Raw genomic sequence first — 19,438 nt, 5'->3', positions numbered from 1 at the left:
CGCAAATGTCGGGGCGCGGGGCCTTTCACTGGTGTTAAAAAGGCGAACGGCCGTGTGTACCACGGAAGGAGACCAGCGCTTATGAAACAAATCTATCTGGCGGGCTTTGATGTTTTCCGCCCCGATGCGCGGGAACACGGCGAATACCTGAAGCAACTTTGCCGCAAATATGGATTTGAGGGCATGTTCCCGCTCGACAACGAAGCCCCCTCTGGCATGCACGGCGGCCCGCTGGCCCAGTGGATCTGCGACACCAACCTGGCACTGCTGCGCAGCGCCGACCTAGTGATGGCCAACCTGAACACCTTTCGCGGCAACGAACCCGACTCCGGCACAGTGTTCGAGGTGGGCTACGCAGTGGCGCTCGGAAAGCCCGTGTGGGCCTACACGAGCGAAACCCGCACGTTGGTGGGGCAGGTCGCGATTGGCCAGGCCAACGATGGCAGCGGCCCGTCGCGATTCGTTGACCACGACGGCTACACCGTGGAGGACTTTGGCATGCCACTGAACCTGATGATCGCATGTACAACACAGGTCATCACAGGCGACGTGGAGGACTGCCTGCGCAGCCTGGCTGCCGCGCACGACGGCTGACCCTCGTGCGCGGCGGGCCCAGGCTTTCAGGCCGGGGCCTTCGACCGGAACGCGCGCGTTGCTACCTTACTTCTTGCGCGCGGCGATGTCCTTCTGGGCCTGGTCGACCAGTTCTTCGCCCACCGTCTTCTTCCATTTCTCGAACACGGGCTTGGTAACCTTCACGAAGGCATCATGCTGCTCAGGTGTCAGGCTGGTAACGGTGACGCCTTTGCCTTCGATATCTTTGAGCATGGACGGGTCTTCCGGCGTCACGCCTTTGCGGGCGATGGCGATTTCTTTCTTGCCAGCTTCGATCGCCGCTTCGCGGACGATCTTCTGGTCTTCAGGCGTCCAGGATTCCCACACCTGTTTGTTGACCACAAAAATCAGCGGATCGGCTACGTAGTTCCATAGGGTCAGGTATTTCTGGGCCACGTCGTACAGCTTGGCGCCGGCGTAGATTGAAATCGGGTTTTCCTGGCCATCCACTGCGCCGGTTGCCAGCGCGGGCTGCGCGTCGGCCCAACTCATCTGGGTGGGGTTGGCGCCCAGGGCGGTGAAGGTGTCGATGTACAGCGGCGAGCCGACCACACGCAGCTTCAGGCCTTTGAGGTCGTCGGGCGAGTCGATCACGTGCTTGGAGTTGCTGAGCTGACGGTAGCCGTTCTCGCCCCAGGCCAGCGGCACAACGCCGGATTTCTCCAGCACCTTGAACAGATCTTCGCCCACCTTGCCGTGGATCAGCGCGTCGATGGCGGCATAGTCAGGCATCAGGAAGGGCAGCGAGAACAGGTTCAATTGCTTGACCTGCGGCGACCAATTGATGGTGGAGCCCACGGCCATGTCGATCAGGCCCTGGCGGATGGCGGTGAACTCACGCGTCTGGTCTCCCTGCACCAGCGATGTGCCGGGGTAGATTTTCATGTTGATGCGGCCACTGGTGCGCTCGCGCACCAGGTCGGCCCAGATCTGCGCGCCCTCGCCCCAGGGGAAGGCGGTGCTGACCACGATGGAGGTCTTGTATTCGGATTTGTAGTTGGCCGCCTCGGCAGGCAGTGCGGCCGAAAGCGCGATGGCCGAACAGGCGAGGGCGCCGAGCAGGGAACGGATTTTCATGTCATCTTCTCCTTGTTGTTACGGGGATATGTCGTCGTCAAGTTAAAAAGCGAAGCAAAGGCATGCCGATGCATGATGCGAAGGCAGGCCCGCGGCGGGTGTGGCGCGGGCTCAGAAACCCAGATATCTGGGCAGCCATATCGCCAGCTCGGGGAAAACAATGACCAGCAGCAGTACGGTGAACATGGACACCAGCAGCCACAGCACCCAGCGCACCGTGCTTTCGAGCGGTATACGGGCAATGCGGCAGGCGACCATCAGGTTCACCGCCAGCGGCGGCGTAAACTGCCCCACCGCCACCATCAACGTCAGGATCACCCCGAACCAAACATAGTCCCATTGATAGTGGCCCGCAATCGGCATGATCAGCGGCACGAAAATCAGGAAAATCGAGATGCCGTCCAGGAACATGCCCAGTACGACCAGCAGCACGATAAGCAGCGCCAGGACGCCATACTCGCCCAGGCCGGACTCGACAATGGCGCGGGTGAGCGGGTCAATAATGCTGAGTGTGGACAGTGCCCAGGCAAAAATACCCGCCAGCGTCACCACCAGCAGAATGACGGCTGACAGCTCGGCGGCTTCGCGCAGAATGGGGAACAGGTCGCGCACCTTGATGGTGCGGTGTATAACCATGCCTACGAACAGGCCATAGAACACCGCCACCACGGCTGCTTCCGTGGGCGTGAACAAGCCCATGCGCATACCGCCCAGTATCAGTACCGGTGCGATCAGGCCCCAGGCTGCTTCACCCAGGCTGGCCCAGAACGGCGGGCGCGGCAGCTCGCGCTCCAGCGCCCCCATTTTGTGGCGGCGTGCCAGCCAGACGGCGGGCACGATCAGGGCAATGCCCACGAGTATGCCGGGCACCATGCCAGCGGCAAACAGCGCCGGCACAGACGCCTGCGGCACCAGCACCGAATACACGATAAAGGCGATCGAGGGCGGGATCAGGATGTCGGTGGAGGCCCCGGCCGCCACAATGCTGGCCGAGTACGAATCGGGATAGCCCGCGCGCCGCATGGCGCCAATCATGACGGCCCCCACCGCCGCCGCGCAGGCCGGCCCTGAGCCCGAAATGCCACCCAGGAACATGGCCACCGCAATCGCCACCAATGGCAGCATGCCCGGCCCGCGCCCAACGATAGAGATGGCGAAGTTGACCAGGCGGCTGGCGACGCCGGAGCGGTCGAAGATAGACCCCACCAGCACAAACATGGGAATGGCCAGCAGTGGATACTTGGCCAGGCCGGCATAGAAGTTCTGAGGCACGGCCAGCAGGCCGAACCATTGGGTGTCCAGGTTGGTCAGCACGATGGACAGCGTGCCGGCTACGCCCAGCGCAACACCGACGGGCGTGCCGATGACCATCAGCACGGCGAAAACAACGAACAGCAAGGTGGCGATCATGCGCCGCCCCGCAGCGTGCGTTGCAGCATGCCGGCCATGCGCAGGGCGATGGCGGCCGATAGCACCGGCATCCAGATGGTGTACCACCAGTTAGGCACACCGATCGCCGGGGAGGTGACGTCCCAGTTGTATTCGTCGTAGGCCATGCGGGCCGACAGCACGGTAAGCAGGATGAAGAACAGCAGGGTGATGGTCTGGCTGATGACGGCCAGCCGGCGCTGGCGGGCGGGCAGGCCGCCGTCGGCGTACAGTTCGATGCGAATGTGCTGCCGCCGCACGAAGGCGGTGGCGCTGGCGGTCATGGTCAGCACAATAAGCAGGAAGATCGAGATTTCTTCAGTCCAGGCAAACGAGCTGCTGGTGAAGTAGCGAACCAGCACGTTCGCAAACGTGATCAAGGCCAGGGCCGCCATCAGCAATACCGAGATCCAGTCTTCGACCGCAAGCGGTATGCGGACGGGAGGATCCGACGCTTCCGGGATGATGGGTTCTTTCGGCGCTTCCGGAGGGTGATGCAAAGGTGGGGACATAAAAACGGATCTGGCTGGCTGACACAACAACCGCGTCACGCATCCAGATGATGCAAAAGATTACATGCTAACCCGCGATGCGGCCTTTTTGGTACTCGGGGCTTTCCCGTGCCGCTCAGATCGTGCCTGGCGCCGCTGACGCGGGGCCGACCCGGCGTCGGATGATGTGTGCGGCGACCGCGGTGGAAAAAATAATGAAAGCTTAAAAAAAACTGAAAAAAATACCTTAACGGTGTGGGTTTGCTGTCGTTATATGACTGGTTGGCCAACCTCGCAGCAGTCAATACACAGTCAATATCAGGCGCGGCGACGCCGTCTCGCGCCGGAGTACACACACACATCATGCAGAAAATACTTCAAAACCTCAGCGTGACGGGCAGGCTCGCCCTGCTCGTTGCGAGCGCCATTCTGGGCATCATGCTGATCGGCGTAATCTTCCTGGCATCCGAACGCACGCTGATGTTGGACGACCGCAAAGCCACTGTCCGGCAGGCCGTGGAAGTGGCGCATTCCACCGTCCAGTTTTACTACGACGAAGTGCGGGAAGGCCGCCTGCAAGAGGCCCAGGCCAAGGAACAGGCAATGGCCCAGCTTGCGTATATGCGCTACAACGGCGCGGAATACTTCTGGATCCACTCGAAAGACAACGTCTATCTGATGCATCCCATCGTGCCGTCCATGGTGGGCGTGAAAGCTGAGGATCACAAGAATCCCGCAGTGACCAGTCTGCTCAAGGGGTTCGACCGTGAGATTCGCGCAGCAGGGGCGGGATACCATGCCTATGACTGGCCCAAGCCGGGCCGCGACGAGCCCGTTCCCAAGATTTCCTACGTCAAGCTTTTCGAAGCGTGGGGATGGGTGATCGGGTCAGGGATTTATGTCGACGACGTCGATGCAGTCTTTACCGAACGCCTTATCGAGCTTGCCGTTTGTATGCTGCTGGTCGCCTTGGCGCTGTTGGGTGTGGGCGTGCTTATTGCACGCAGCCTGTGGCGCCAGTTGGGCGGTGAGCCACGGTATGCGGCGCGCATCGCACAACAGATCGCTGAAGGAAACCTCGCCGTGGATATCCGGACCCGGCCAGGCGACACCAGCAGCCTCATTTATGCCATGCAGTACATGCGCGACAATCTCACCCGCATTGTGGCGGAAGTGCGTGCGAGCACGGCCTCGATTGCGGGTGCGGCCACCCAGATTGCCTCGGGCAGCCAGGATCTTGCATCGCGCACCGAGCAACAATCCTGCTCCCTCACCGAAACGGCCTCCGCCACGCAGGAACTGACGGCCACGGTCAAGAACAATACCGACAATGCACGGCAGGCCAGCGGCATGGCCAACGACGCCCATACGGTCGCAGGGCAGGGCGGCGACGTGGTGGCGCAAGTCGTTGAGACGATGCGATCCATCCATGCGTCCTCGCGCAAGGTAGCCGAGATAACCGGCGTCATTGACAGCATTGCCTTCCAGACCAATATCCTGGCTCTCAACGCCGCGGTCGAAGCCGCCCGCGCCGGTGACCAGGGCAAAGGTTTCGCGGTGGTTGCCGCTGAAGTGCGCACGCTGGCGCAGCGCTCGGCCACGGCGGCGAAAGAGATCCGCGGTCTGATCGAAGACTCCGCCAGCCAGATCGCCGCGGGCAGCCAACTCGTTGATCGCGCCGGCGAGATCATGGGCGAAATCGTCGGCCGTGTGAACAAGGTCAATGAGGTGATCAGCGAGATTTCAGCCGCCAGCAGCGAGCAGGATGCCGGCATCAGCGAGGTCAGCACTGCGGTCAGCCAGATGGACACTGTGACGCAGCAGAACGCGGTGCTGGTCAGCGAATCGGCCGCCGCTGCGGCGTCGCTGCAGCAGCAGGCCAGCGTGCTCGAAGCCTTGGTGGATCGCTTCCGGCTGCGCGCTGACACAGCCCATGGCGCTGCGATCGACGCTGCCGGCCGTTCTGGCCAGGGCCCTCGCGCCGTGCCGGGCGCCATGCTGATCGCGGCCAACTGACGTTTTCATCCGCTGCGCGTCGCCCGCCGATCCGGCCACCCGATCGGTGGGTGGCACGCGCCGCTACAGGGCGCGTGCCATGACCCATTACTTGCGTTTTTTCTTCTTGCCGGTGTCTGCCTCGGCGGTTCGGCCCTTTCCGCGCGCACTTTTCGCCATGTCTTTCTCGCGGGCGTTTTTTGTCTTTTTGTCGCCGGCTTTCTTTTTCTCTTTCTTTTTCTTTTTGCTGGAGGCCTGCGCGTCAGCATTGGTATCAACATTGGCGCTGGCATCGGTGGCGATGTCGCCGACCGCGTCAGTGCCCGTTGTCCTGGGTTGGGTGGCCTTGGCGTCGGTAGCCTTTTTCTTGGGCTTGGCGGCTTGGACTTCAGCGGCCTTGTGTTTTTTCGCCGGCAGCGCCAGCATCGTGCCCCGGCATTGCGCCGCGCCGCACAGGCATTTGTATTGGTCGCGCAACGTGCGCGTAATGCGCTCGTCTATCACCAGGCCATAGTCATAGAAGAGCTCTTCGCCAGCTGGGATGTCGCGCAGGGCGATGATATACACGGACTTGCCCGTGGCGCTTTCCTGCGCCTCGCAGTTAGGCGCACAGGAGTGGTTGATCCAGCGCGCATCATTGCCGCGCTTGCCGCCATCGATCACCTTGCCGCAGCTCAGCGCGAAGAAGAAGGTATGAAATGGATCATCGGGGTTTACCGGGAACATTGCATCAGCTTGTTCAGGCGTAATGCGCTGCCCGCCGTACTGAAGAATGTGTGTGCCTGCGGGGATATCCGTGGCGGCGAAGACCCCGTTGCCGTGGAGTGTGGATTGCCGGACTGTGTGCCAAGTGGGAAGCGTGCGTGCCATAAGAGGAGAAATTCGGGCCTTCGCGTAAAAGAGAATAAACTTGAGAGATCATAGCTTATGAAGACCCGCGCATCCCTGTGAACACCTTTACTGAAGCCGTCACCCGCAACGGCGCCCAAACCCTGCTCAACACCCTCATCGCCCACGGCGTCGACACCATTTTTGGCTACCCCGGCGGTGCAGTGCTGCCCTTGTACGATGCCCTGTACGCCGAGCCTCGCATCCGCCACGTGCTGGTGCGGCACGAGCAAGCCGCCGTACACGCAGCCGAAGGCTATGCGCGCTCCACCGGCAAGCCAGGCGTGGTGCTCGTCACGTCGGGGCCCGGCATGGCCAACACCACGTCCGGCCTGCTCGATGCCTTGTGCGACTCGATCCCCGTGTTGTGCATCAGCGGGCAGGTGGCCACCAGCGCCATCGGCACCGATGCCTTCCAGGAATGCGATGCCATCGGTATTTCGCGCCCGGTCACCAAATGGAATGCCCAGATCCGGCGCACCGAAGATGTGGCTACCGTGGCCGCCAAGGCTTACCAGCTCACCACGACGGGCCGGCCGGGCCCCGTGTTGGTCGACTTCCCCAAAGACATCCAGATCGGCCTGGTGCCCGAGAGCGGCGCTGAGCCCGTCGAGGCGCCACCAGTAGGTGTAGAGACCACGGGCCCCACCGCCGAGGCCGCCATCAAGCGCGCGGCCACGCTGATCGCCAATGCCAAGCGCCCCGTGTTCTATGGCGGCGGCGGGCTCATCAACTCGGGTGCCGATGCCTGCCACGCGTTTACCAGCCTGGTGCGCGACCTCGGTGCGCCCTGCACGCTCACCCTTATGGGCCTGGGCGCCTTTCCCGCCGACGATCCGCTGTTCCTGGGCATGCTGGGCATGCACGGTACGCTGGAAGCGAACCTGGCCATGCATCATGCGGATCTCATCGTGTGCGTGGGGGCGCGTTTCGATGACCGCATTACCGGCCGGCTGTCTGATTTCTGCCCCTACGCCAGCAAAATCCATCTCGACATCGACCCTGCCTCCATCAACAAGGTGGTGCGCGCTGACGTAGGCATGGTGGGCGACTGCTACCCGCTGCTGCGTGCCCTGCGCAAGGAACTCTCGCAGATGGAGCGCGTCCCGGTGCCGCTGGACGAGTGGTGGGACCGCATCGGCGTGTGGCGCGCCAAGGAGTGCCTGCGTGTCACGCCATCGGCCGAGCACATACTGCCGCAGGATCTGATGCAGCGTGTAAACCGCCTGCTGCAGGGCAAGGATGCCATCGTCTCCACCGACGTCGGCCAACACCAGATGTGGGCGGCGCAGTACATCAAGTTCACCCGCCCCAATCGCTGGCTCACTTCGGGCGGCGCGGGCACCATGGGCTACGGCCTGCCGGCCGCCATCGGCGCGCAGGTCGGCAACCCCGGCACACCGGTTGTGTGTGTGTCGGGCGATGCATCCATTCTGATGAATATCCACGAGCTGGCCACCGCCACACAGCATTGCGCGCCCGTCAAGGTGGTGCTGTGCAACAACCAGCACATGGGCATGGTGCGCCAATGGCAAGAGCTCATTCACGAAGGGCGCTACAGCCATAGCTACAACGCTTCGCTGCCCGATTTCGTTGCGCTGGCCAAGTCCTTTGGCTGGGGCGCGGCGCGGGTTTCCGACCCGGCTGAGCTGGACGCCGCGCTGCAGGCTTGCATGGACTACAACGGCCCCTACTTTCTCGATGTCGTGGTACAGCCGCAGGAAAACTGTTTTCCGATGATGCCGGCGGGCTATGGGCACCAGCAGGTGATGCTGTCCGAAGACACGTGGTATGTCGAGGATTGACGCCCGAGGCCGCGTGTTCACGGCCAAGATGCCTGCGACGGGATGTCCAGGCCAATGATGTTCGTAGGGGCATTTCCATGGTGATGCGGGCCGATCGACATCGGCCGCAGCCACCTTGTTGCGCCGCACGCTAGAAAACCCTTATATTCCCTGCTGCCGCATTCAGGTAAAACAGCAGGCGGGATTTCCACGGCCGTACCCGGGCCGCGTGGATGCCGCCGGTTCCCTTTGCCAGCGCCGTCGCCGCGGTTCATGCGGCCATACGACACTGTTGGGGAAAAAATGCGTACTTCAAGATTTGCAACATGGGTGCTGGCGCTTTCCGCTGCCGGCATGTTCGCCGCTGCGCCGGCGCTGGCCCAAACCAAGCTCAAGATGGCCTACGCGCTGTCTACCAGCTCGCACTATGGCGCGGGCGCTGCGGCCTTCGCCAAGACCATCGAAGCCGAAAGCGGCGGCAAGTACAGTATCGAGCAATTTCCCAACAGCGCGCTGGGCGGCGAACGCGAAGTCATCGAAGGCCTGCAGCTGGGCACCATTGACGTGGCCATCGTGTCCACCGGCGCCACGCTCAATTTCGTGCCCAGCACAGGCGTGTTCGACATTCCCTTCCTGTTCCGCGACCTCGCCCAAGCCCGCAAGGTGCTCGATGGCCCCATCGGCCAGAAGATGCTGGAAGCCTTCCCCAAGCGCGGTTTGGTCGCGCTGGCCTGGGGCGAGCAAGGGTTTCGCCACCTCACCAATAACGTTCGTCCGGTGGTCAAGCCCGAAGATGCCAAGGGCCTGAAGATTCGCACCACCGAGAACCCCATCCATATTGCAGCCTTCCGCCAGATGGGCATCCTGGCTACGCCCATGGCTTGGCCCGAAGTGGCCACGGCCCTGCAGCAAGGCACTATAGACGGGCAGGAAAACCCCTTGTCCGTCATCGTGTCGGCCAAACTGCCCCAGTTGCAAAAATACCTGTCGCTTACCGCGCACGTATACGGCCCCGCGCTGGTGCTGATGTCGCCCAATGTCTATGACGGCTTGTCAGACGCCGACAAAGCCAAGTTCAAGAAGGCGGGCCACGACTCCGCCATGGCCATGCGCAAGTACGTCGACGACATCGAAAAGAGCGGCGTCGAGGAAGTGAAAAAACAGGGCATGCAGGTCAACGAGGTGGACCATGCCGCTTTCGTGAAGGCGGTGGAGCCTGTCTACCCGCAGTACTACAAGCAGTTCGGCAAAGAGCTGGTCGAGTCCATCCGCAACACGCAATAATCGGCGCGCGCGCCACTCTGCTCGCATAGCGGCATGATGCCTGTACGGCATCGCGCCGCTGCGTAAAGCGGGGCGCGAGCAAGCGCCGGCCAAGGCGCTGCGCGGCCAAAAGCTGCGCGAGCCGCGGCACACAGGACATCATCGTGATCATCATCCGTTTTCTGGATCGCACACTATTCCGGCTCGTCTCCTTTCTCACGCAATTGCTGCTGCTCTCCTCCGTGGCGGCGGGCTTCTATCAAGTCATCACACGCTTCGTCCTTGAATCGCCAGCCGACTGGAGCGAGGCCTGGACGCGCGCATCCCTGATCTGGACAGTGATGCTCGGCATCGCGCTGGCCTTTCGTCATGGCGCCATGCTCAGCGTCGAAGTACTGCACGGCTTCCTGAAAGGCCGCGCCAAGCGCTGGCTGGAGCACGCCGTCATGGCGGTTTGCGTCGGTTTTCTGGGCTTCATGGCCTGGATAGGCGGCCAGATGACGTATCGCGTCCGCTTTCAGACGATGCCCAGCCTGGAGGTCTCGATTTCCTGGGTCTATGTCGCCATCCCCATAGGCGCCGGCCTGGCCATACTCGGTGTGCTCGCGCACTGGGCCAGCGGCTCGGCAGAAGCCGTCGTAGACGAAACAACCATCTGAGCCCCGCCACAACTTTCTTCCTGGTGTCACATGTCGCAGTTAATGGTCGTTTCAATGTTGGTGTTTTTCACCGTATCGGTACCGGTGGCGGTGTCGATCGGCTTGGCCAGCATAGTGGGCGTGGGCGTTGAAGGGCAAATGACCCTGCTGGTCTATGCACAGCAAATCTACGCCTCGCTCGACAAGTACCCGCTGGTGGCCGTGCCTTTCTTTATCCTGGCCGGCAACCTGATGGAAGCGGGCGGTATCTCGGAGCGCATGGTCGATTTTGCCAAAAGCGTGGTTGGTGGCATGCAGGGCGGGCTTGCCTGCAGCTGCGTGCTCACCTGCATGATTTTTGCCGCAGTGGCGGGCTCCAGCGTAGCCACGACGTTCGCGGTGGGGGCGATCCTGATCCCGGCGATGGTCAAGCATGGCTACCCCAAGCCGTTCGCCGCGTCGCTGCAGGCGTCGGCGGCCGAGCTGGGTGTCATCATCCCGCCGTCCATACCCATGATTCTGTTCGCGGTCTCCACCGATACGTCGGTGGGCGAGCTGTTCATTGCGGGCATTGGCCCCGGCATCCTGATCGGCGTCGCGCTGATGTTCTACGTGTGGTTCTATGCGCGCCGGCATGGCTACGGCAAGAACGACGGCCAGGGCAGGCTGGGCCTGTGGCCCGCCCTCAAGCGCGCCTGGCTGGCCCTGCTGATGCCTGTGATTATCCTGGGCGGCATTTATGGCGGCATCTTCACGCCTACCGAAGCGTCGGCGGTAGCCGTGGTCTATGCCTTGGTGGTGGGGTGTTTCGTCTACCGCCGCCTTACGTTTTCCACGCTCTCGCACACCCTGCACCGTTCCGTTATCTCCACCGCCGTCATTATGTTCGTGATCGCCAACGCTGGTGTATTCGGCTTCCTGTTGAACCGGGCCGGCGTGCCGGCGGCGCTGGGCGAATGGCTGAGCACGGTGTTTCACGACAAGTACGCATTTTTGCTGGGCATCAATGCCGCGTTGTTTGTCATCGGCATGTTCATCGAGACCTCGGCCTCCATTGTGGTGCTGGCGCCGCTGCTGCTGCCAGTCGCTATGCAGTTCGGCGTCGATCCGGCGCACTTTGGTGTGATCATGGTAGTGAACCTGGCGCTGGGTATGGTAACGCCGCCGTTTGGCGTCAATCTGTTCGCCGCCTGCGCGGTGGCCAACCTCCCCATAGAGCGCTTGGTTCGGCCGCTGCTCCCGTTTGTCGGTGTCGTGGTCGCTTGCCTGCTAGTGATCACCTATGTGCCGGGCATCAGCCTGTTTTTCAAGCATCTCGTCTATGGCTAGTGATCTGTGTATGCGTCATGCGTTCGGGTGCGCCGATATACAAAACGGCAGCTGCCCATATAACCGGTAGTTTGGGTTATTGTGGCGTTTGCGTATAAAGCGCAGACGCATTCGAACCGACTCTGTAAGGCAAATGCCCCATGGCTGCTACACCATCCCCCAGCATCACGGCAGACGCCGACCCGCAGGCGCACGTCGCCCGGCGCAATATCAGGCTGCTGTTCACCGCCCAGGCGCTCGGCGGCTCCGCGCCACCCATCATCATTTCCCTGGGCGGTATTGTCGGCCAGCAACTGGCGGGTGATCCTGCCTTGGCCACGCTGCCGGTCAGCCTGTATTACCTGGGGCTGGCCATGTTCACCATTCCCGCAGCCCTGCTGGCGCGCCGTCTGGGCCGAAGGCTGTCATATGCGGGTGGTGCGGCGCTTAGCATTGTGGCCGGCCTGGTGGCGGCCTATGGCATCGTCAGTGGCCAGTTCCTGATGTTTTGTCTCAGTACGCTGCTGGCGGGGTATTACGGCGCCTGTGTGCAAAACTATCGTTTCGCCGCTTCCGATTCAGTGACTGCGCCTGAGCGCCCCAAGGCGATCGCCCGCATTATGGCTGGCGGTCTGGTCGCAGCCGTGATCGGGCCGCAGGTGGTCATCTGGACACGCGACGCCTGGCCTGGGGCGCCTTTTGCGGGCAGCTTTCTGGGCATGACGGCGCTGGCGTTGCTTGCCATGCCGATACTGCTGTCGCTGCATACACCGCCGCCCGCAGCGGCCGCCGTCCACGAAGACGCGCAAACACGATCGCTCTGGGAGATCGCGGGCAATCCGCGTTTTGCAGTGGCGGCCATCGCCGGCATCATCTCTTATGGCCTGATGTCTTTCGTGATGACGGCGGCGCCCATGGCGATGGTGCATCACGGCCACAGCGTCGGTGAGGCCGCGCTGGGCATTCAATGGCACGTGCTGGCTATGTATGGCCCCAGCTTCTTCACCGGCCATCTCATCACCCGCTTTGGCAAGATCACCATTACCACACTGGGCTTGCTCATGATCGCCGCTGCCGCGGCGCTGGCATTGACCGGTCTGGGCCTGTTCCATTTCTGGGGTATGTTGATTCTGCTGGGGCTGGGCTGGAACTTCGGTTTCATTGGTGCCACGGCGCTGGTCACCGATACCTATAGGCCAGCGGAGCGCGGCAAGGTCCAGGCGCTCAATGATTTCCTGATCTTCGGCACTGTGGCCATTGCGTCATTTTCGTCGGGCCAATTGCTCAACGCAGCCGGCTGGGGGCGCATTAACGGCCTGATCCTGCCCGTGATTGCGGCGGTGCTGGTGCTGCTGGCTTGGCTGGCGCTGTCGAATCGGCGCAGCGCGCGGGCCTGAGGCGGAAATGAATCGGAGCCCGCATGGGGCCCCGGTTCAAGGGTTGTGTCGCGCCGGCATGGCGGCCGATGACAGTGTGGCCCATTTCAAGGGCCGCACCAGAGGCCGCCAAAGTGGCCCCAGAAGAGGCTAAGCGGCCTTGACGCCCGCCGCCCCAGGATCAGAACGGCGGATCGTCGTCGTCGTAATCGGACGCTGCCGCCGGCGCTGCCTTCTTGGCGGCGCGCTTGGTGGCTGTTTTGGCAGCGGCCTTGGTGGCCGTTTTGCTTGCCGTGGCCTTTTTGGCAGCAGGCTTGGCAGCACTCTTGGCTGCGGCCTTCTTGGCGGCGGTTTTCTTTGCCGCCGTCTTGGTCGCTGTCTTGGCAGCCGCCTTGCCCGCTGATTTCGCCGCCGTTTTGGCTGCAGTGCCGGCGTCCGCGCCGTCTCCCGCCGCGGCGGCTGCCTTGCGGGCGCCCGCCTTGGCCGGGCGCGGCTCGAACTCGAAGCCGATCTTGCCGTTGTCCTGCTTGACCAGGAAGGCCTTGAATTTGCGGTTGGTGCGGCTGGACACGAAGCCGTCGAGCAGATCCGTCTTGCCGTCATTCAGCAGCTTGCTAACCTGCTCGGCCGAGATCTCTTGCTGCAGAATCACCTTGCCGGTGCGGAAATCACAGGTTTTCTCGGGGCCCACAGACTTTTCGCACACATAATTCATGCCGTATTCGAACACCTTGTGCCCGCACTTTGGGCAGTTGCCCACCGGTGTGTGGCCCGAGAAATCCACAGGCTCAGCGTCGTCGTCGTCTTTTTGGCCGAAGTCGAACTCGAGCTTGTAGTCGTCGGTAATACGCAGCAGCGCCGCAAAGGGGCGGCCCATCTTGCTGATGAAGCCCGACAGTGGGCCGAGCTCGCGCTTGGCCAGCAGGTCTTCGACCTCCTGGATTTCGAATGTGCGCCCGCCCGGGTGCTTGCCGATGGAGAAATCACAATTGGTGCACGCGTAGCGGCGGTAGTTTTCTTTCACCACGCCGCCGCATTTAGGGCAGGGCGTCTGTAGCGTGGCGTAGTCGCCCGGTACAGTATCGCGCTCGTACTCTTTGGCCCGCTTGACGATCACCTGTGTCATTTGGGCGATTTCGCGCATGAAGGCATCGCGGTCCAGCTGGCGGTGCTCAATCTGCTTGAGGCGGTGCTCCCATTCGCCAGTGAGTTCGGGCGAGGTGAGTTCGTTGACCCCCAGGCCCGAGAGCAGCGTCATGAGCTGGCGCGCCTTGGCACTGGGCACTAGTTCGCGGCCCTCGCGGCGCAGGTAGCCTTCATTGAGCAGGCCTTCGATGATGGCCGCCCGCGTGGCTGGTGTGCCCAAACCGCGCTCGGACATGGCCTCGCGCAGCGCTTCGTCGTCCACGAGCTTGCCCGCGCCTTCCATCGCCGACAGCAGCGTGGCTTCGGTGTACCGCGCGGGTGGCTTGGTGACCAAGCCGCGGGCCTCGACGTCTTCGGTGCGCACTTTTTCGCCGTCGGATACAGGCACAAGGCTGGTGTCGTCGCCCTGGGCCTCGCGGCCGTAGATGGCCAGCCAGCCTGGCGACACCAGCACCTTGCCTTCGGTCTTGAAGTGGTGGCCCGAAACTTCGGTGATGCGCGTGGTGATTCGGAATTCGGCCGCCGGGAAGAACACGGCCAGGAAGCGGCGCACCACCAGCTCGTAGATCTTGCTTTCGGCGTCGCTCAGCTCGCGCGGGATCTGCAGGGTGGGGATGATGGCGAAGTGGTCCGACACCTTCTTGTTGTCAAAAATGCGGCGGTTGGGCTTGACCCATTTTTCGCGCACGACCTGTTCGGCAAAGGGGCGTACACCGGCGGCGGTGGCGGAGCCCCCGGCGGCCAGGGCTTGCATGGTCTGGTTGACCGTGCCCACGTAATCTTCGGGCAGGTAGCGCGAATCGGTACGCGGATAGGTGAGCGCCTTGTGGCGTTCGTACAGAGTTTGGGCCAGTGCCAGCGTGGTCTTGGCGGAAAAGCCGAAGCGCGAGTTGGCCTCGCGCTGCAGCGACGTGAGGTCGAACAGCGCGGGCGAGGACTGCGTGGACGGCTTGGACTCTTCGCTGACAATGCCCGGGTTGCCGCGGCAGGCGGTAACAATGGTTTGTGCCGCCATTTGCGACCACAGGCGTGAGTCGCGTTTTTCGGCGTCACGCTCGTCTTTGGTAAAGCGGGGGTCGAACCAGCGGCCCTCGTACAGGCCGGCGGCAGCCACGAAGGTGGCATGCACCTCCCAGTAGTCGCGCGGCTGGAACTTACGGATGCGCTCTTCGCGCTCGTTCACAATGGCCAGCGTGGGCGTCTGCACGCGGCCCACGGGCGTCTTGAAGAAGCCGCCATCTTTGCTGTTGAAGGCTGTCATGGCGCGCGTGCCATTGATGCCGACCAGCCAGTCGGCCTCGGCGCGCGAGCGCGCGGCCGCCTCCAGCGGCTTCATGGTTTCGTCGTCGCGCAGGTTGTCGAAGGCCTCACGGATGGCGGCCTGCGTCATGGATCGCAGCCACAGGCGCTGGACAGGCTTTTTGACGCCCGCGTATTGCACGATGTAGCGGAAAATCAGTTCGCCCTCGCGGCCCGCGTCGCAGGCGTTGATGATGGCGCCGACATCTTTGCGCTTGAGCAGCTTGACCAGCAGCTTGAGCCGCTCGGACGAACGCTTGTCGGCCGGGCCGAGTTCGAACTGGGGCGGAATGACCGGCAGGTGGGCGAAGCTCCATTTGCCTCGCACGGGGTCGTTGGGCGCCACCAGTGTCAGCAGGTGCCCGACACTTGAAGAGAGTACGTAGTCGTCGCTCTCGAAGTAATCGCCCTGGCGGGTGAAACCGCCCAGGGCCCTTGAAATATCGAGGGCGACTGAGGGTTTCTCGGCAATAATCAGCGTTTTTGTCATGTGTTTCCAGTAACTGCACGAAAGCAGCAATAGCGCGGGCAATGATACGGGGGGAGAATCGCACTATGCAAGTCGGATCCCATCATCTCGTCTTCCGCCAGTCACCGGACTGGCGCGCATTTTTGCGCAAAACTGCGTTGGCCATGGCCTGCCTGCTGCTGGCGGCAGCCTTGGTGTGCTGGATTGCGGCCAATTGGCCGCGTGTGACCAACCTGCAGAAACTGGCTGGCCTTCAAGGCCTGCTGGTGCTGCTGACGCTGCTGGCTGGCTGGGCTGGCTTGCGCTCTAGTGGCGGGCAGGCGCGCAATACGTCGCCGGCGGCCATATTGATGGCCCTGGCGGCGGTCGCAGCCGGTGCGCTGCTGGCTGTGATCGGGCAAATATATCAAACTGGCGCGGATAGCTGGCAATTGTTCATCCTGTGGGCGTTGCTGCTGGTGCCCTGGTTCCTGGCCCGCCCCACGGTCGTCATGGGGCTGTTGCTCGCTGTGCTGATTAATCTGGGTACCGGGCGTTATTTATACATTAGCCCGGCCGGCCCCGCGTTCTGGATGCCAGGCCCGGCAACACATGTACCCATGATACTGGCGGCGCTCAACCTTGCGTTGTTGGCCGCCTGGGAGGCTCTCATCGCACGGTTGGACGACAGGTGGCGGCTGGGCCCGCGCCTGCTTGCGGCAGCGGTGGCTGGCGCCTTTTGCACAGCGGCGCTAGCGGGTGTGGGCGGGCGCCCCGGCGCCTGGCCTGCCGCGCTTACGGGCATTGCCGTCATGGCCGCCCTGTACGCCGTGTATCGGTGGCGCAGGCGCGATCACGTTGTCGTGGCCGTCGCCATGGCGGGGGTGTTCGTCTTGCTCGCTATCCCGGCGGTCGAGGCGGTGCGCGGCACGGGTACGCTAGCGCTGGCGATCGCACTGCTTCTTGCCGTGGCGCTCCTTGCCATCCGGCACCTGAGCCGGATGGCGGGCAGTCGGGGTGCGCCGGGTGCGGGCAGCCTTTGGTTCGTCGCGCTGTTCCGTTTCCTGGCCGTCAGTGTGGTGGCGATACTGCTGATCGCACTGTTGGCCATGACGCTGGACATCCCCGAGTCCTTTGTCTGGGTCGCCGGCCTTGCGTTGGCGGCTGCGGGCGGCCTCCTGTACCGCAGCGAGCCGTTTCGCGCCCTGGGGCCGCCGTGGCGGGATGCCGCATCGCCCCCATCCGCGATCGTGCCGGCCACCCCTGCCGCCGCGCTGCCCGATACCACGCCGCGCTTGTCCTGGCTTCGCCGCGTCGGCCCAGAGGTGATGCGGGACATGGCCGTGGTGCTGGGCGTGACGGGTGCGGTTCTGTTCTCATTTGGCATCTTCTTCGCCGAATACCAGCCTTTTTTCGCATTATTGCTACTAGGAGGCGGCGGTGTTCTCCTGTATCTGCTACTGCCGGGCGGCGTTTTTCGGGCTGTGTGTGCCTTCGCTGTGCTGGCTACGATCGCCGTATTGAGTTGGCCCGACGGCGTGCTGGGTGTCGTGTCGGGTTTGGACGCGGCAACGTCTGGCTGGCTGTATCACGTATACGTGCGGGTATGGCTGTTCACCATGCTGGCGGTGTTGGCGCTGGTGGCGGCGGTTCGGCCTGGCGGGCGCGCCATCTGGGCGCCATTGGCCTGCGCGCTGATCCTGCTCGCGCAGTTCGGGGCAGCGTTTGCGCCCGCGCCCACACTGCTGGCCTCGGCCATGCCGCCGGCCTTGTGGATGCTCTGGGCAGCGTTTGCCGTGCTGCCGCCGCTCGCACTGGGCGTGCTGCTGCAGCTTGGTACGCACAACCGTGTGCTGCGCTTGGGGGCGCCCCTGGCATTGGCGGTGGCCAGCACGGGCTGGCTGGGCGCGCCTGGCATCTCCATTGCCCTGCTGTGGGTTTTGTTTGGTTATGCCCTGAGCAGCCGGGTGCTGCTGGCTTTTGGGGCTGCCGCCTTGTTGGCCTACCTGGGGGTCTTTTATTTCCAGATCCAGGCCACACTGCTGCAAAAAGCCCTAGTCCTGGCGGCTACCGGCGCGTGGCTGTTGCTGTGCTGGGCGGGGCTGCGCCGTGCAGGCACGGCAGCGGGCCGTGGAGGTCAAAGCGAAGCCCGGCCCCCCCGATCGGCCCTGGCCGCATTTGCAGGCCCTGTTGCGGGCTTGCTGGTTGTGTTGGGGGTGGCAAACGGGCTGATCTACCAGCGCGAACAGATATTGGCACATGGGCAGCGCGTCGTGCTGGCCTTGGCGCCTGTCGATCCGCGCGCGCTGATCCAGGGCGACTACATGGCTCTGGATTTCGCTGTGGCGCGGCAAGCCTACGGGCAGATCATGCGGCAATCGGATGCTGCCTGGCTGTGGCGCCGCGGTTATCTCAGGCTGCGGCCCGACGGCCAGGGGGTGTTCCAACTGGTGGGTCTGCAGCACGCGCCTCAGGAGGGTGTCGCGCAGGAGGGCGATACGGTGCTGGCGTTCTGGCTGCGGGGTGGGCAGTTGCGGCTTGCAACGGACGCGTGGTTCTTCCCCGAGGGGCAGGCCGCCCGATATGCGCCGGCCCGCTATGGCGTGTTTGCCGTGGATCGCCGCGGCAGTGCCTTGCTGACGGGTCTGCTGGACGCACAGCTTAAGCCTATCGCTCCGCGGTGAGGGGCCGGCGGGGCGAGCCACGCCTGTGTGGCGCCATGGTGCGGTGGTGAGGATGAGGCACGCGCAGAGCGATACGTGGCAGCCACCCCCGCCTGCGTGTTGCGCGGCGGTGCGCCTGCTGGGGTGTCAGGCGCGGATACCGAAGCGTTCTGCCCAGCGCGGCAGGGCCTCCTGCCAGAACGCGTCAATAGTATCTGTGTGCAAGGGCGTGAAGCCCAGGCCCGCCCAGGCAAGGTTCAGGGTCTCCAAGGGGTGGGCCAAGTCCATCGCCGCAGCGTGGTTCTGCTTTGAGAGCTTGCGCCCCGAGGCGTCGCACAGTAGCGGCACATGCATTACTTCAGGGCATCGATAGCCCATGGTGCGGGCCAGCATGCGCTGCCTTTCGGTCGAATCGAGCAGGTCGGCGCCCCGCACAATATCGGTGATGCCCTGTTCGCCGTCGTCGATGACCACCACCAACTGGTACGCCCAGCAACCATCGGCGCGTTTGATGATGAAATCGCCCACTTCGGCTTGCACATCCTGCGCCTGGGGGCCGAACCAACGGTCGGTGAAGCGTTCCACGCCTTCGGGCACACGGAAGCGCCACGCGCGTGGTGTACGCCCCGGCGGCAGGCCACGGCTGCAGGTGCCAGGATAGCGGCCTTCGGCGGCCAGCTCCTGGCGCGTGCAGCCGCAGGGATAGGCGAGCTTGCGTTCACGCAGGGCGTCGAAGATGGACTGGTATAGCGCCAGCCGTTGCGACTGCCACGCGGGGTCGCCGTCCCAGCGCATGCCCAGGTGTTGTAGTTGGCGCATGATGACGTGATCGGCGCCGGGGATGGTGCGGGGTGTATCAATATCTTCGATGCGCAGCAGCCACTGGCCCCTGTGGGCGCGGGCATCCAGATAGCTGGCCATGGCGGCCAGCAGCGACCCATTGTGCAAGGGGCCGCTGGGGCTGGGCGCAAAGCGCCCCCGATAGCCGGGCATGGTGTCGCGGAGACCGTCGGCCATGG

Annotated in this window: 13 protein-coding genes and 1 pseudogene; 8 read left to right on the top strand and 6 right to left on the bottom strand. The window is 63.4% G+C overall.

Annotation, left to right across the window (positions count from 1 at the left end; all coding sequences use genetic code 11):
* Window positions 1-81 precede the first annotated feature (81 nt).
* Window positions 82-594: a nucleoside 2-deoxyribosyltransferase gene (locus tag LOL23_RS15635; RefSeq protein WP_237173856.1), complete on the top strand. Its 513-nt coding sequence runs from the start codon at window positions 82-84 to the stop codon at window positions 592-594.
* A gap of 66 nt (window positions 595-660) precedes the next feature.
* On the opposite strand, the gene LOL23_RS15630 is transcribed toward LOL23_RS15635, so the two are convergent.
* From LOL23_RS15630 to LOL23_RS15620, 3 genes are all read right to left on the bottom strand, one after another.
* Entirely contained in the window at window positions 661-1,692 is a 1,032-nt protein-coding gene (locus LOL23_RS15630) for a DctP family TRAP transporter solute-binding subunit (RefSeq protein WP_237173855.1), read from the bottom strand.
* Between the two features lie 111 nt (window positions 1,693-1,803).
* Complete coding sequence (locus LOL23_RS15625) at window positions 1,804-3,102, bottom strand: TRAP transporter large permease (RefSeq protein ID WP_160977315.1); 1,299 nt, start codon at window positions 3,100-3,102, stop codon at window positions 1,804-1,806.
* Window positions 3,099-3,632 (bottom strand): TRAP transporter small permease, encoded by a 534-nt coding sequence (locus LOL23_RS15620; protein ID WP_160977314.1) that lies wholly within the window; start codon window positions 3,630-3,632, stop codon window positions 3,099-3,101. The genes LOL23_RS15625 and LOL23_RS15620 overlap by 4 nt, the downstream gene beginning before the upstream one ends.
* Window positions 3,633-3,974: 342 nt before the next feature.
* Here LOL23_RS15620 and LOL23_RS15615 point away from each other — a divergent pair, with 342 nt between their 5' ends.
* The gene (locus tag LOL23_RS15615; protein ID WP_237173854.1) at window positions 3,975-5,627 is read left to right on the top strand and encodes a methyl-accepting chemotaxis protein; all 1,653 of its coding nucleotides are present in this window, start codon (window positions 3,975-3,977) and stop codon (window positions 5,625-5,627) included.
* 369 nt (window positions 5,628-5,996) lie between these two features.
* Here the strand turns inward: LOL23_RS15615 and LOL23_RS15610 are convergent.
* Window positions 5,997-6,476, bottom strand: a pseudogene (locus LOL23_RS15610) (SET domain-containing protein); the annotation flags it as partial.
* Between the two features lie 77 nt (window positions 6,477-6,553).
* Between LOL23_RS15610 and ilvB the strand changes: the two are divergent.
* The 5 genes from ilvB to LOL23_RS15585 all read left to right on the top strand — a co-directional run bounded on the left by ilvB (window position 6,554) and on the right by LOL23_RS15585 (window position 12,884).
* Window positions 6,554-8,299, top strand: a complete 1,746-nt coding sequence (gene ilvB / locus LOL23_RS15605) for a biosynthetic-type acetolactate synthase large subunit (protein WP_237173853.1) — start codon at window positions 6,554-6,556, stop codon at window positions 8,297-8,299.
* Between the two features lie 282 nt (window positions 8,300-8,581).
* A complete protein-coding gene (locus tag LOL23_RS15600; protein ID WP_160977310.1) occupies window positions 8,582-9,562 on the top strand; it encodes a TRAP transporter substrate-binding protein in 981 nt (326 codons plus the stop codon).
* Window positions 9,563-9,705: 143 nt separating this feature from the next.
* Window positions 9,706-10,200 carry a TRAP transporter small permease gene (locus LOL23_RS15595; protein ID WP_160977309.1) on the top strand — a complete coding sequence of 165 codons (495 nt, stop codon included), beginning with the start codon at window positions 9,706-9,708 and terminating at the stop codon, window positions 10,198-10,200.
* Window positions 10,201-10,230: 30 nt separating this feature from the next.
* Window positions 10,231-11,508, top strand: a complete 1,278-nt coding sequence (locus tag LOL23_RS15590; RefSeq protein WP_160977308.1) for a TRAP transporter large permease — start codon at window positions 10,231-10,233, stop codon at window positions 11,506-11,508.
* A 140-nt stretch (window positions 11,509-11,648) separates the two neighbouring features.
* A complete protein-coding gene (locus LOL23_RS15585; RefSeq protein ID WP_160977307.1) occupies window positions 11,649-12,884 on the top strand; it encodes an MFS transporter in 1,236 nt (411 codons plus the stop codon).
* A 160-nt stretch (window positions 12,885-13,044) separates the two neighbouring features.
* On the opposite strand, the gene LOL23_RS15580 is transcribed toward LOL23_RS15585, so the two are convergent.
* The gene (locus LOL23_RS15580; RefSeq protein WP_237173852.1) at window positions 13,045-15,798 is read right to left on the bottom strand and encodes a DNA topoisomerase III; all 2,754 of its coding nucleotides are present in this window, start codon (window positions 15,796-15,798) and stop codon (window positions 13,045-13,047) included.
* A 65-nt stretch (window positions 15,799-15,863) separates the two neighbouring features.
* Between LOL23_RS15580 and LOL23_RS15575 the strand changes: the two genes are divergently transcribed.
* Window positions 15,864-18,440 carry a GDYXXLXY domain-containing protein gene (locus LOL23_RS15575; protein ID WP_237173851.1) on the top strand — a complete coding sequence of 859 codons (2,577 nt, stop codon included), beginning with the start codon at window positions 15,864-15,866 and terminating at the stop codon, window positions 18,438-18,440.
* Window positions 18,441-18,566: 126 nt separating this feature from the next.
* Here the strand turns inward: LOL23_RS15575 and gluQRS are convergent, their stop codons facing one another.
* Window positions 18,567-19,436, bottom strand: coding sequence for a tRNA glutamyl-Q(34) synthetase GluQRS (gene gluQRS / locus LOL23_RS15570; RefSeq protein ID WP_160977304.1), 870 nt, complete (start codon window positions 19,434-19,436; stop codon window positions 18,567-18,569).
* Between the last annotated feature and the right edge of the window lie 2 nt (window positions 19,437-19,438).

It is taken from the genome of Paracandidimonas lactea (assembly GCF_021653995.1).
In the GTDB taxonomy this organism is placed as follows: Bacteria; Pseudomonadota; Gammaproteobacteria; order Burkholderiales; family Burkholderiaceae_B; genus Allopusillimonas; species Allopusillimonas lactea.
The sequence above is the reverse complement of the archived record's forward strand: the minus strand, read 5'-3'. Positions and strand labels throughout refer to the sequence as shown.

What these genes read in the sequence shown, in the direction of transcription:
- LOL23_RS15635 (WP_237173856.1), top strand. Translation starts at nt 82, where the DNA reads ATGAAACAAATCTATCTGGCGGGCTTTGATGTTTTCCGCCCCGATGCG.
- LOL23_RS15630 (WP_237173855.1), bottom strand. Translation starts at nt 1,692, where the DNA reads ATGAAAATCCGTTCCCTGCTCGGCGCCCTCGCCTGTTCGGCCATCGCG.
- LOL23_RS15625 (WP_160977315.1), bottom strand. Translation starts at nt 3,102, where the DNA reads ATGATCGCCACCTTGCTGTTCGTTGTTTTCGCCGTGCTGATGGTCATC.
- LOL23_RS15620 (WP_160977314.1), bottom strand. Translation starts at nt 3,632, where the DNA reads ATGTCCCCACCTTTGCATCACCCTCCGGAAGCGCCGAAAGAACCCATC.
- LOL23_RS15615 (WP_237173854.1), top strand. Translation starts at nt 3,975, where the DNA reads ATGCAGAAAATACTTCAAAACCTCAGCGTGACGGGCAGGCTCGCCCTG.
- LOL23_RS15600 (WP_160977310.1), top strand. Translation starts at nt 8,582, where the DNA reads ATGCGTACTTCAAGATTTGCAACATGGGTGCTGGCGCTTTCCGCTGCC.
- LOL23_RS15590 (WP_160977308.1), top strand. Translation starts at nt 10,231, where the DNA reads ATGTCGCAGTTAATGGTCGTTTCAATGTTGGTGTTTTTCACCGTATCG.
- LOL23_RS15585 (WP_160977307.1), top strand. Translation starts at nt 11,649, where the DNA reads ATGGCTGCTACACCATCCCCCAGCATCACGGCAGACGCCGACCCGCAG.
- LOL23_RS15580 (WP_237173852.1), bottom strand. Translation starts at nt 15,798, where the DNA reads ATGACAAAAACGCTGATTATTGCCGAGAAACCCTCAGTCGCCCTCGAT.
- LOL23_RS15575 (WP_237173851.1), top strand. Translation starts at nt 15,864, where the DNA reads ATGCAAGTCGGATCCCATCATCTCGTCTTCCGCCAGTCACCGGACTGG.
- gluQRS (WP_160977304.1), bottom strand. Translation starts at nt 19,436, where the DNA reads ATGGCCGACGGTCTCCGCGACACCATGCCCGGCTATCGGGGGCGCTTT.